Raw genomic sequence first — 13,221 nt, 5'->3', positions numbered from 1 at the left:
GTGAAGATTTCTCCACTTCAGTCGAAATGGACAGAGGTTGGTGTTGCAGATTTATAAAATTAAGCTAGGTGCTACAATTACAAAAGCGCTAATAACTTTGTTAAATAGCCCCGACAAAAACGAAAATACTTTTGGGAGCACTAATTATTTACAGCGAAAACATTAACCAAAAGATTGTAGTATTGGCGGGACAGAATTGCCAAGAATTACAAGACTTTGTGCTTCAAAAAATAATTTAAGGGGATAGAAGTTTAAAAAAATTAAATCTAATAGTATCTTTAAAAATGATTGCCATTGCAATAGATGATGAACCAATAGCGCTTGATATAATCCGTTCGCATGCTTCGAAAGTGCCATTTGTTGAGCTTAGTGCCGTTTTTACTAATGCTTTTGAAGCGATTACATATTTGCAGCATAACAGGGTAGATTTAATTTTTCTGGATATCAAAATGCCCGATATTAGCGGAATTGATTTTCTGAAAAGCCTGAGCAATCCGCCAATGGTAGTATTTACAACTGCTTATACGGAGCATGCAGTGCAAAGTTTTGAACTCGATGCGGTTGATTATTTATTAAAACCCTTTTCGCTATCGAGATTTTTAAAAGCCTGCAATAAAGCTCATGAGCTGTTTAACCTTCGTAACAATAAAGCCGAAGAAAAACCAGAATACATATTTGTGAAAGATGGTTACGAGCAGATTAAGGTAGCTTTAAGTGATATCCTATACATCGAAGCTTCTGGTAATTATACACAAATTCAGCTAAGAGATAAACTTATCAGCTCAAGAATTACCATAAACGATTTAGCCGATTTACTGCCAAAAAACTTTATTCGCTGTCACCGGGCTTTTATCATTTCAAAAGATAAAGTATCCAAATTCGATAAAAATCAAATTTGGATAGGTGAAAAATCAATACCGATTGGCGCAACCTATGGCAACATTCAGTTGGTGTAATTACGGCTTCACGTTAACTCTTATACCGGCAGAATGTGTTGTAAATTCTGGAGCATACATACTTTGTAAAGTGGTAATTCCGTTAGAAAAATTTCCAGAATGCGTAACCCTCAAAGCATATTCAAAAACGTATGTTCCCTTTCTTAAATAGCTAATAAAAAAATTAGTTGATGCATCTTTAGTGCTTTCGTAATAACCTAAACCATCCTGATATTTATATTGAGAAACTACGTTTACAGGCTCAAAACCTGAAGAACGCATATCTTTCAAATGAATATATTCCATATCCCGATCGCAACGAATTTCTATTCTTACCTTAACCAAATCTCCCGTAGATAGAACGTTGGAAGCTGTTAAAGGTGTTAGCAAATCACCCTTATCTGTACGCTTTTGTAAAAACAATTCTTTATTAATTTTTACTCCGGTACTGGCAGATTTAATCTTATCTAACTGCTCAAAATATTGCCAATAATAAGCACCCCATGCAATACTTTTATTATTATTTTTGATTTGCACTTTTGCCATTTCAGGTTTAACATCAGCCCCTTTTATGGTTATTTTTTCATAACCTGTTCCTGCCTCTTTTATAGGCACAGGAATTCCTAAGTCTGTAATCGTTTTTCCTCCGATTAAAATTTCTGGCTCAGCAGTTTCATTTAGTAAGTTATAACCTCTAAATAATAAAGCATAAGTTGCCGCAACAGTCGCTTTGGTTGTTTTCCAATCGTTAGTTTGTTTATTTTTAAGTAGCCAAATTTTCATTTCTTCTACCGATTTTGAATCTTTAGCAACTTCATCAAATGCTTCAATAAGTAAAGCTTGTGTTTCTACCGGACTTTGATACCACCACCAGCCATTTTGATTCTTTGCCCAATACATCCCCATTTCATCGCTTTGCTGTGCAGTCTGTTTTAACAAATTAATAATTTTCAAAGCTTCGGCGTGGTTGCCACTACGCTCTAATATTAACGCTGATTGTGCCAATTGGTATGGCTCTAAATATTTCCAATCGTTAATTATTTTTGTTAAGTAAAACTTGTGTGCCATTACAAATTCAGGATTGGTATTGGGTTGAATTGCATAGCTTCTCGCAAATAAGTAATGAATTGGTAAATAAGTTGCGCCTTTTTTATCTTTTAAATAACTATGATAATCTGAAGTTAATTGCTCATCAAGATAGGAGATAGATTTAGTTAACATCTGATTTAATTTTGGAAAGCTTTTATCATCAACTAATTTGAGTTGCTTTAATTGAGCCAAGCCCATAACAATATGCTGTGTGATGTACCTATCTTCTCGCATGCCAGCAAACCACGGAAAAGCGCCATTACTAAACTGCATATTCTCTAGCTTATCAAAGTTTGCATTTAGTTCATAGCGCATTCTGTTTAAATCGAAAAGTATAGCCAATCTTTTTTTCCTTTCCGTTTCATCATTTGCGGCTCTTACCCATGGAGTTTCCTCGAGCATAATCGATTTTAATTCAGGATTTTTCTCCAGATTAGAAAGCAATGCTTCACCATTGTTGGTTTGCTGCCACGATTGAAATACTTCTTTAATTTTTGGTGATGAATTGATGATACCCGTTGCGAAACTATTAGCGTAAAATCTGCTAAAAGTTTGTTCCGCACATTCATAAGGATATTCCATTAAGTAAGGCAAAGCTTGTACCGCATACCAAACTGGATTTGAGGTAAACTCAAAAATTAGTGCATGGTTTTTAATTGTTTTTGATTTAGCAAATTGCAACAGGTTATCCATAGTGAAAGTTTTACTAATGCCTCCCCTAACATTTATTGGCATACTCTCCATAACCATTATCGAGTTTGGCAATACCGGAATGGTCATTTCTTCGCCATCCGAATAATTTTCTGATTGAGCAGTTAATTTATAAGTAATTGCACCAACACCTGAAGGAATAATCAATGACCATTTTAAAGATTGATTACCACTATTTTCTAATTGAAATTGCTGTTGATTAGAATTTTTTTTCTCGAAGATTGAAATAACTTTACCCGAAATTGCATCTCTTAACTCTAACATAGCTAAACCACCAATTGCATTTGCAGATAAATTATTGAGTTTTGTACTAAACAAAATAGTATCGCCCTCGCGAAAAAAACGAGGCGCATTTGCAGATATAGAAAGCTGTTTTTGCGTAACAAGCTCTTTTGTTATGGTAGTTGTTTTAAAATCTTTGGTATGCGCAAACCCTAACATTTTAAATCGTGTTAAGGATTGAGGTATCGTAAATTCAATATTAATTTCCCCGGCTTCATCAGTTTTTAATTGAGGGCAGAAAAATGCCGTTTCAGTAAAATTTGTTCGTGGAACTACCTTCGCCTTTTTTACTGGTTTACCATTGATAATGTAGGTATCCGTTTTCGGATCATAACCTTCTATACTAACGAAATCGTAAACTTTGTAATCATCAACTGCAATTGCCTCCATTAGTTTTTCAGCCCCTGGAATACCTTCCTGATCATACATAACCGTGTTTGTTCCTCTTACTCGAACAGTCCTTACTAGGTCGCTAGATTCATTCCTTACATTTGCTACAGCACCAGTAACTTCTTTTTTTGCTTGTGTTCCATAACCAACTACAACAACTTCATTAAGCCCTTTTTTATCATATTTTAATTTAAAATTTATTCTTTTGTCAGTAGAAACTTTTGCGGTTTCAATATCATAACCAATAAATAGTGCTGCAATTTCTTCACCAGGCTTAGCTGCAATACTGTAAATTCCGTACTCATCAGTTTTTGTATTTTTAGTTTTAGTTTTGATAACAACACCGCCAACACCATATCCTTCATCATCTGTAACTATCCCATAAATCAAACCTGTTTCTTTTAATGAGGCAAGCTTCTTTTTTACCGCTTCGTTAACATGCGTTCTCTTATTAGCTTCTATTTTTTTTAGGTAAAGCGTATAGTTGTTTTTATAACTGTGTTGATTAAATGAAAATCCATATAAATTCAAATATTCATAATTTCTTCCCGTGATGTTATAATAGCTATGATAATTACCGCTAAACCAAATTTGATTAGCATATTGGATATAATTTTGGTTGTAATTCCAATTGTAATTGTTGTAATTATATTTTGGCGTTGATATTTTATTCCAATTCATTGCTTTAAGATCATCCAGCGATGCATCGTATAGCGAAACAACCATTTCAGCCATTTGCTCTTCGCCCTTTTTATTGGCGATTTTTAACTTCCATGTATCAGTTTCGCCTGGCTGAAGTTTATCTCTAAAGCTTAAAAATTTCACATCGATTTCTTTGGCGGCATCAACTATGTTAACTACTTGCATAGATTGCGAAATCCTTCCATTTTCAATTAAGGTAAATTGAACTGCAAAACCATCAATAAATTGAGGTTCAGGTTTAATATTGATTATAGTTTGCTTATTGCTAAGCTTTAACCATGCCTTTTTCACAATTAAATCTTTATAGTAAACTTCGTAATATGCCCGGGTATTTTGCAAAACACTGGCAAGCCTAAAAACTGCCGATTCTTGCGGAGCAATTGTGTTTTTTTCTGCAATAAGCCATTCCTTTGCTAGTAAAATTTTCTCGCTCGAATTTTTATATACACGTACAACTTTTTCTACAATAACAGAGTCCAAACTGCTATTTATAGCTTTAAACTTAACCTTGTAATAGCCTGAGGTTAAATTGTTGCCATCTATTTTTAAATTTCCTAAGCCGCGTTCTACTTTTTCATTCTGAATAAAACTTAATTTTTCTACACTCCAACGCTCAGGATTTCCATCGTTTTCATATTCATCAAACGGAAAATACTTTATAAAATCTGATTTAGATAAACTGTAATTTTCTGCTTTACCTAAGGTATTTTGATATACAATTCTGCCCGGATATTGGAGTTTATACCATTCGGCAGTAACTTGTCCCTTAATCGGTGTTCTATTTATATTCGTAATTTCAAATGGAATGCTGTCCTTTAAATCGGCTGGAAAAATCTCATTTGGGATAGAAACATTTAAAAGCACATCGGTTTTGCCAACATTAAGCGTTTGCGATTTTGAGCGTGTTTCACCATTCAAATCTGTGACGTCAACCATGATTTGGTAAGAATAACTATCACTATTATTTTCGGCAGCAGCCAAAAACTGGATATTAAATAACCCATCGCCTCTTGTTTGCGTATTGCCTATTGCTATTTGTTTGCTAGGATTATAGCCGTTAATTCTATCATTGGCCGAAAGAATATTTCGGGTAATAACATATTTAACTTTAGCGCCGCCAACAGAATAGCCACTAAAACTAATTGCCTTTCCTTCTAACCGAATAGAATCATTTAATTTATATTTTTGGTTCAAAGGTTCAAATACAACCTCAAAATTTGGTCTTTTGTATTCTTCTACCTGTACCTCAATACTGCCATAATTGGTACTTATATTCATTCTTCCGTTTAATTTCCCTAACGGAATTGTGAAAGAACCTTGAAACGTACCAAATTCATTTGTAATTTTTGATGTTTTTTCTAGCGATTTGCCATTTACATCATTAAAGTTAATGCTGATATCAACTTCCTTTAAAAGTTGATTTTTATCATCTTCAAATTCAAAGTAAATTCCTTTGTAAAAAACGGTTTGCCCTGGTCTGTAAATAGGTCTATCTGTAAATAAAGTAACTCTCCTTTTTGTATCCATATACTTATAGGCTCTTGAACCGACATCGACAGTTACAGAATCAGCTCCATTAATTACCTCAATACGGCTTACAGATGTATTTAGTGTGCTTTCTGCAAATCCATTCTTGTCTGTACGCAAGCTTCCTTTATACTTATAACTGTATTTACCCTTTTCATATTCATGATTCTCTTCATTAATAATTGCATTGGCAGTGGCTTCACCAGTAGAACTGTTCGAAACAAAATATTCATGATTTATTAAACCAGAAATGCGGTCAGTAACGGCTAAATCGGTTACCTGAAATGGCATAAAACTATGCATTGCATTACTATCTACAGTTTTTGCAATGATTACATAATAGCCTTTTGCTAAACCATCGAGCTTATCAATTAAAGTATGGCCCAAGTAATCGTCATTCTCAGGTGTATTAACTATCCATTCTTTAAACACATTATTAGAGGCTGAAAATTTTTCGTAATCAGTTTGGCTTCCTAGATTAATATTTCTATGATTATGACTAACCTTATAAAGCTGAATTGATATGGCTTCTACATTTTTGTAGCTAAAAAATAACTGCACAGGTTTTTCAGGAATGAAAAGCTGTTGTACGCTAATATTTAACGACTTGTCTTTAATATCATTAATTAGCTTTTCAAAGTTTTTAGCACCTAAACTATTTGGATATAACTGGATTACATCATTTCCAATCTTAACCAATTCCTTTAAATCAGGTCGCTGTTTTATATTTTGTTGATTACGATTATCATACATTTTTGATGCTTTTTCAAAAAGAACATCCCCATAAATATCTGTTGATTTAGCGTAGTTGGCAAGTTCATCAATAGCTGAACTATAAAGCTTTAGTTTATTCTCAAGCGTACTTCTTGAATAGATATAATTTAATCGTTTAACATCTACATCGGCAAACGCACTAATATTTTGGTGCTTAATATGAAAACTAAGTAGATTCTTAAAAATCGACAGCGCCTTTGAAGAAAACGAAGTAGAATCTGTATTTGAAATCTCAATATTTAAAAATGAATTATATTTTTCAAACCATTTTGCACTATTAAAATCGATTGATGTATCATTCTTCGTTAATTCAATTTGAGTATTAACTAGAACATCCAAAGCTCTATGTGCCAACACATCGTACAGGGTTGGTCGTAAATATCTGCTTGAGCTGTCTCCAACCATCAAAGCTGTTAAACTATCAATTTTTGTATCCTGCAAAATCTTAACCTCAGATACAGATGCCATGTAATTTTTAAGCGTTTCATCAATTAATTTTCCAATCGGCCAAGTTTTAATATCACTACCTACGTTTGCCTCAACATTAGTGCGTTTTATAATATTATATCGATTTTGCTCATAATACCTCCAATAACTTTCTGCAAGTAAAGATTGAAGAATGCTTTTTTCTGGTTGCTTTGCAGAAGCGATGTCTTCCCTAAGCTCTGCATTAATTATAGAAATAGCTTCTTCTTTAAGATAGCCCTGAAATAACATTCGATATATGGTTGCCCTAATCAACATAGCGGTGTTACGCTGTGCTCTGGCACTTTTATTTACTTTATCAATTATCGAAACTGCATCTTTAGGTTTTCCAATAATTGCTAAAGAATCTATGGATTTAAAATTATCATGATAGTATTTATCCTTATGCTGAGCAAAAGCGACATTAGAAAAAAGAGAAAATATAAGAAGAATAAATAAAGAGTGGAGCGTTTTTTTCATAGTGCAGTATTTAAACATAAGATGGTAACCTAAAGCAGATTCCATAAAATTATTTAAACTTTAAGATGCATATTACGAAACTAAATATTTTTAAACATCATAAATTAGATTATAGATACAATTAACATATAAATAACATTTACCGTGTTTTAAAAAATTGTAAATTAAACTTACAACATTTAAACATTACGCTCTTTCAACATTCCATGCTTAGCAGTATCTTTGCCACATGTCAAGTCAATTAAAAAATCTTTCTGATTTTTCTCACACAACGGTTCCGAGTGGAGCAAAATATAAATTTGGTATTGTTGTAGCCGAATGGAACGCAGAAATTACTGGTGCTTTGTACAACGGTGCACTTAAAACCCTTTTAGCTAACGGTGTTAAGGAAGAAAATATAATCTCCTTACCAGTACCAGGAAGTTTTGAACTTACCGGAGCTGCAGATATTTTGTTAAGCAAAAAATCAGATTTGGATGCTGTAATTTGCCTGGGTTGTGTAATTCAGGGCGATACTAAACACTTCGATTTTATTTGCGATGCAGTAGCACAAGGCTGTACTAATGTTGGTATTAAGTATAGCAAACCAGTTATTTTTGGAGTTTTAACCACAAACAATTTGGAGCAGGCACAAGATAGAGCCGGTGGTAAACATGGCAACAAAGGTGATGAAGCCGCAATTACAGCAATTAAAATGGCCGATTTTTCTGCAAACATTTAAAAATATTAGTAACTTAGATACTTAAAGCTTAACTATCGAAATGAAAAAAATAGCCATCCTTTTATTGGCGGTGTTTTGCACCATAACCATTTTAGAGTCTTGTTCATCAAAACTTTGCCCGGCTTATAGCTCTTATCCAGAAGGTAAACGCAGAAGAAATTAATACATATCTATTTTCATTTAAGCTACTTACAGAACATTAACATACTGTAAGTGTTATCTCTATAAAAAAATTAAATAAAAATTATGGCTTGGGTTAATTTAACATCAATAGAACAGCTTGATGAGATTAAAAGTGCGGAAGGCTTTAGTCTAATTTTCAAACACAGTACACGCTGTTCTATCAGCATGATGGCAAGAAAGAATTTTGAGTTAGATTGGGATGTTATTCCTGCTGATACAAAATTGTACTTTTTAGATTTAATTGCTTACAGAGAAATCTCTAATAAAATTGCTGAGATTTTTGAGGTAACGCATCAATCTCCACAAATATTATTAATTAAAAACGGCGATTGCGTTTTAGAGGCTTCACATAGTGATATTTCTGCCGAAGAAGTTGCTGAAGTAATTGCAGCATAAAATATTATGGCCACAGATTTACAGGTCAATATTAAAAAATCTGCGAATCTGTGGCTTTGATATTTTGAACGTAATCGTTTTTTTTACCCAAAATAAGTCACAGATTTACAGATTAATATTAAAAAATCTGCGAATCTGTGGCTTTCTTTATTCTATTTTTAAAATTTTTGATGTTCTGCTTCGGGTTGATTTGCAAAGCTCCGTATCATCAGCCAAAGCTTTCCCGTAAGTAGGAATTATTTCTTTAATTTTCGCTTGCCATTCTGCCGTTTGTAAATCCTCTTTAAAACAACGGCTTAATAAATCAAACATAATTGAAACAGCTGTTGAAGCACCGGGAGATGCACCAAGTAGCGCCGCGATAGATCCATCAGCAGCACTTACTACTTCAGTTCCAAACTCTAATATTCCGCCTTGCTTTTCATCCTTTTTTATAACCTGCACACGCTGACCGGCATATTCTAATTCCCAATCTTTTAATTCTGCTTTTGGCAAATATTCTTTTAAAGCATTTAACCTATCTTCTGGCGATTGCCTTACTTGTTCGATTAAATATTTCGTTAAATCAATATTGTGTAGCCCAGCAGAAATCATCGGACGAATGTTGTTAAATTTTATAGATTTTGGTAAATCCAAAAACGAACCATTCTTTAAAAATTTAGTAGAAAAACCTGCATACGGCCCAAATAATAAAGCTTGTTTACCATTTATCATTCTGGTATCCAAATGCGGTACAGACATTGGTGGTGCACCAACAGAAGCCTTCCCATAAACCTTTGCATGGTGTTGTGCAATAATTTCTTCATTGGTACATTTTAGCCATTGTCCGCTAACCGGAAAACCACCAAATCCTTTACCTTCAGGAATATCAGATTTTTCTAATAAAGGAAGTGAGCCGCCGCCCGCACCAATAAATACAAATTTACCAACGCGTTTACGTTTATCTCCACTCTCTAAATCTTTAACTTTAATTATCCAGTTTCCATCTTTATCCTTTTTTAAATCACGGATTTCATGATTAAAATAGAGGCTAACATTTGGCTGTGCTTTTAAATAATTAAACATATCTCTAGTTAACGAGCCGAAGTTAACATCCGTTCCCAAATCCATTTTTGTTGCGGCAACCTTATCTCCTTTTTTGCGACCATCAATAATTAATGGTGCCCAGGTTTTAATTTGCTCTGCATCTTCAGTATACTCCATACCGCTAAACAAATTGTATTTGGTTAGCGCATCGAAGCGTTTCTTTAAATATTCGGTATTCTTTTTACCCCAAACAAAGCTAATGTGAGGAATTTTCTTGATAAAGTTTTCTGGGTTTGAGATAAGGCCCTTTTCAATTAAATAGGCCCAAAACTGCTTAGAAACTTCAAAATGCTCTGCAATTTGAACCGCTTTTTTAGTTTCAACAGTTCCGTCTTTTTTTTCGGGCGTGTAGTTTAATTCGCAAAAAGCAGAGTGACCAGTACCTGCATTATTCCAGGCATCAGAACTTTCTGCTGCAGCAATATCAAGGCGTTCGTAAATTTCTATACTTAGGTTTGGTTCTAATTCTTTTAATAAAACGCCTAAGGTTGCGCTCATTATTCCGGCGCCAATTAGTATTACATCTGCGTCAGTTTTACCAACTGTCTTTTTCTTTTTTGTCATCTTATATCAAAGGAGTTGCAAATTTAAAATCATTTTAAGCATGAAACGAATTTTCGCATATGAAAACTAAAAAATTGCTGAAAAATGTATTATTATCTAAATTGAGCTCAATTATTTAGTAAAATTTAATCAGAAGTGTTAAATTTTATGGTGTAATTATTAAATCTTCATTAAGAATAAGTTAATTACTTAGCATTTCATTAATTATTTCTCTGTCGCATGAGATTTGCTATAAATTTAGCTTCAGTTTTAGCCACCTAAACCGTATTGAAGTGGCATCCCCCAAATTTCTTTGGGGATATAACGGAAAGACGGACCGAACCTAAGCCATAAGCTGTACAGCACCTTTCCAAAATCTTTTTTAACAATATTAAGTTTTAGCAATTGTTATCTCAACAATATGAAACAAACATTACAACATTCCAACATTTCAAGCGTGTAAGATTTCAATCCTATTGCTTAACTTTGCCTTATGATTGATTTACCGGTAGTACCTGCTGTAACTGAAGTTAAACGTAAACCAGATTGGTTGCGTGTTAAATTACCTGTTGGTAAGGAATATGCTCAGGTACGTAGCTTAGTTGATACACATAAACTTCATACCATTTGCGAGAGTGGTAATTGCCCAAACATGGGCGAATGTTGGGGTGCAGGTACGGCAACTTTCATGATTTTAGGAAATATTTGTACCCGTAGCTGCTCTTTTTGTGCTGTGGCTACAGGCCGGCCATTAGCTGTTGATGTTGATGAGCCAAATCGTATTGCCGATTCGGTTAGATTAATGGGTGTTAAACATTGTGTAATTACTTCGGTTGACCGTGATGATTTAAAAGATGGCGGTTCTATTATCTGGGCAGAAACTTTGCAGGCCATTCGCAGGGAAAGCCCAATTACAACTTTAGAAACCTTAATACCTGATTTTAAAGGTCAATGGGATAATTTATATCGTCTTTTAGAAGAAAGACCTGAAGTGGTTTCGCATAATATGGAAACGGTTAAACGCCTTACCAAGCAAGTGCGTATCCAGGCTAAGTACGATAGAAGTTTAGAAGCATTAAAAAGAATTTCAGAATTTGGTTTACGTACTAAAACCGGAATTATGCTTGGCTTAGGAGAAACAGATGAAGATATTTTTGAGGCTATGGATGATTTAGTTGCTAATGGAGTACATATTTTAACATTAGGTCAATATTTGCAACCAACCAGAAACCACCACCCGGTGGTTGATTGGATTCATCCTGATACATTTGCGATGTACAAAGAAGTTGGTTTATCGAAAGGGTTAAAATATGTTGAAAGCGGTCCGTTAGTTCGCTCTTCTTATCACGCAGAAAAACACCTTTTTCCTATTGAAGGCATAGCTTAAAATGATATAGGTATTCACAAAAGATAGAAAGTTTTATTTATTAGCCAAAATCGAACTCCCATACAGAATATTGTTGTAAAACATTTTTTTGCAATTATTGTTGTGAGTTGTATATTCGTACCATAAGTGAGTGCATTAAAAAAAATTACCTTAACCGAGACTGAAATAGTTTTGGCATTGCAATCGAAAGATCCGGCAGTGTTAAAAACTCTGTACAGTATGTATTCTTCTGCTCTATATGGGGTAATTTCACGTATCATCACCCATACTGAATTAGCAGAAGACGTTTTACAAGAAACCTTTGTAAAAATTTGGCAATCTGCTTCACATTACGACAATACAAAGGGAAGGCTATTTACATGGATGATGAATATTGCCCGAAACCTTTCTATCGATAAGCTTCGTTCAAAAGATTTTAAAAATTCTCAGAAAAACCAAGATATAGAAAATAACGTAAGTTTCGTTGATGAACAAAATAAGGTAACATTTAACCCTGATACCCTTGGCGTTAAGCAACTTGTAAACAATTTAAAACCAGACTTACAGGTTGTTCTTAATTTAGTTTATTACAATGGTTTCACACATGTGGAAGCCGCAGAAAAGTTAAATTTGCCATTGGGAACGGTTAAAACCAGAATCCGATTGGCCATTATAGAATTGAGAAGGAGTTTTAATTAAGCGTGGAAAATTTAAGAGCATATATAGAATCTGGAGTACTTGAGCTGTACGTTTTAGGCGATTTATCGGCCGAAGAAACGCTGCAGGTTGAAGAAATAGCATCTCGATACCAGGAGGTTAGAGATGAGATTGCTTCGATTGAGCAAGCTATGGAGCAATATGCGCTAAATAACGCTGTAGAACCTCCTATAGATGTTGAACAGAAACTTTTTGATAAGCTGGGTTTAAATATTTATGAAGAGGTTTTTGAAACTGCAGATAATTACATTAACGAACCAAAAATTGTTCGTTTAGATGGAAGCGATGGCAAAGTGAAAACGTTGCGCTACGCTTTGGTTGCCTGCGTTGCGTTATTGGTTATTAGTGTAGCAGCGCTTTTTGTTACATACAATAAGTTAAGCGATGCAAATACACAAATTGCTAGTTTGAACCTGGATAAGCAGAAGTTTGCAGGAGTTGTTAGTCAGCTTGAATATGATAACAAAGGCTTAAGCAACATTGCTGAAATGGCTGAGAGTAAAGAGTGGGCAACCATTAGAATGCAGGGTCAACCGATTAGTCCGAATTCTAAAATGAATGTTTACTGGAATAAAAAAGATAAAAGTGTTTTAATTAATCATTTAGCTATGGATTTACCAAAGGCTGATGCAGAACACGAGTATCAACTTTGGGCACTGGTAAACGGAAAACCTGTAAGCTTAGGCGTTTTTGGAAAATCTGATTCTACAGCAAAAGATGCAATAATTAAAATGCAATCTATTCAAGAGGCACAGGCCTTTGCAGTAACATTAGAGCCAATGGGCGGCAGTGTTAATCCAACGATGGAAAAATTAACCGTAATGGGCGGCGTTTAAAAATATTTAGTATTTAAG

9 protein-coding genes are annotated in these 13,221 nt (G+C 34.2%); 7 read left to right on the top strand and 2 right to left on the bottom strand.

Annotated features, from left to right (window positions below):
• The first annotated feature begins 284 nt into the window (after positions 1 to 284).
• Positions 285 to 956, top strand: a complete 672-nt coding sequence (locus tag LUA86_RS03230; protein ID WP_231459116.1) for a LytTR family DNA-binding domain-containing protein — start codon at positions 285 to 287, stop codon at positions 954 to 956.
• On the opposite strand, the gene LUA86_RS03225 is transcribed toward LUA86_RS03230, so the two are convergent.
• A complete protein-coding gene (locus tag LUA86_RS03225) occupies positions 957 to 7,355 on the bottom strand; it encodes an alpha-2-macroglobulin (RefSeq protein ID WP_231459115.1) in 6,399 nt (2,132 codons plus the stop codon). It lies immediately after the preceding gene.
• A 229-nt stretch (positions 7,356 to 7,584) separates the two neighbouring features.
• Between LUA86_RS03225 and ribH the strand changes: the two genes are divergently transcribed.
• The 3 genes from ribH to ytxJ all read left to right on the top strand — a co-directional run bounded on the left by ribH (position 7,585) and on the right by ytxJ (position 8,655).
• Positions 7,585 to 8,076: a 6,7-dimethyl-8-ribityllumazine synthase gene (ribH, locus tag LUA86_RS03220; RefSeq protein WP_231459114.1), complete on the top strand. Its 492-nt coding sequence runs from the start codon at positions 7,585 to 7,587 to the stop codon at positions 8,074 to 8,076.
• A 40-nt stretch (positions 8,077 to 8,116) separates the two neighbouring features.
• Positions 8,117 to 8,239: a hypothetical protein gene (locus LUA86_RS19220; RefSeq protein WP_255713363.1), complete on the top strand. Its 123-nt coding sequence runs from the start codon at positions 8,117 to 8,119 to the stop codon at positions 8,237 to 8,239.
• An 83-nt stretch (positions 8,240 to 8,322) separates the two neighbouring features.
• On the top strand, positions 8,323 to 8,655 hold the full coding sequence (gene ytxJ, locus LUA86_RS03215; RefSeq protein WP_231459113.1) for a bacillithiol system redox-active protein YtxJ: 333 nt from the start codon (positions 8,323 to 8,325) through the stop codon (positions 8,653 to 8,655).
• A gap of 147 nt (positions 8,656 to 8,802) precedes the next feature.
• Here the strand turns inward: ytxJ and LUA86_RS03210 are convergent, their stop codons facing one another.
• Complete coding sequence (locus LUA86_RS03210; protein WP_231459112.1) at positions 8,803 to 10,305, bottom strand: malate:quinone oxidoreductase; 1,503 nt, start codon at positions 10,303 to 10,305, stop codon at positions 8,803 to 8,805.
• 472 nt (positions 10,306 to 10,777) lie between these two features.
• Between LUA86_RS03210 and lipA the strand changes: the two genes are divergently transcribed.
• From lipA to LUA86_RS03195, 3 genes are all read left to right on the top strand, one after another.
• Positions 10,778 to 11,671 (top strand): lipoyl synthase, encoded by an 894-nt coding sequence (gene lipA, locus LUA86_RS03205; protein ID WP_231459111.1) that lies wholly within the window; start codon positions 10,778 to 10,780, stop codon positions 11,669 to 11,671.
• Between the two features lie 126 nt (positions 11,672 to 11,797).
• Positions 11,798 to 12,349 carry an RNA polymerase sigma factor gene (locus LUA86_RS03200; protein WP_231459110.1) on the top strand — a complete coding sequence of 184 codons (552 nt, stop codon included), beginning with the start codon at positions 11,798 to 11,800 and terminating at the stop codon, positions 12,347 to 12,349.
• A gap of 2 nt (positions 12,350 to 12,351) precedes the next feature.
• On the top strand, positions 12,352 to 13,203 hold the full coding sequence (locus LUA86_RS03195; protein ID WP_231459109.1) for an anti-sigma factor domain-containing protein: 852 nt from the start codon (positions 12,352 to 12,354) through the stop codon (positions 13,201 to 13,203).
• Positions 13,204 to 13,221: the final 18 nt, after the last annotated feature.

It is taken from the genome of Pedobacter sp. Leaf132, from assembly GCF_920984695.1.
Classification (GTDB): Bacteria; Bacteroidota; Bacteroidia; order Sphingobacteriales; family Sphingobacteriaceae; genus Pedobacter.
The sequence above is the reverse complement of the archived record's forward strand: the minus strand, read 5'-3'. Positions and strand labels throughout refer to the sequence as shown.

Excerpts from the sequence above, each read along its gene's own strand:
- LUA86_RS03230 (WP_231459116.1), top strand. The coding sequence starts at position 285 with ATGATTGCCATTGCAATAGATGATGAACCAATAGCGCTTGATATAATC.
- lipA (WP_231459111.1), top strand. The coding sequence starts at position 10,778 with ATGATTGATTTACCGGTAGTACCTGCTGTAACTGAAGTTAAACGTAAA.
- ytxJ (WP_231459113.1), top strand. The coding sequence starts at position 8,323 with ATGGCTTGGGTTAATTTAACATCAATAGAACAGCTTGATGAGATTAAA.
- ribH (WP_231459114.1), top strand. The coding sequence starts at position 7,585 with ATGTCAAGTCAATTAAAAAATCTTTCTGATTTTTCTCACACAACGGTT.
- LUA86_RS03210 (WP_231459112.1), bottom strand. The coding sequence starts at position 10,305 with ATGACAAAAAAGAAAAAGACAGTTGGTAAAACTGACGCAGATGTAATA.
- LUA86_RS03225 (WP_231459115.1), bottom strand. The coding sequence starts at position 7,355 with ATGAAAAAAACGCTCCACTCTTTATTTATTCTTCTTATATTTTCTCTT.
- LUA86_RS19220 (WP_255713363.1), top strand. The coding sequence starts at position 8,117 with ATGAAAAAAATAGCCATCCTTTTATTGGCGGTGTTTTGCACCATAACC.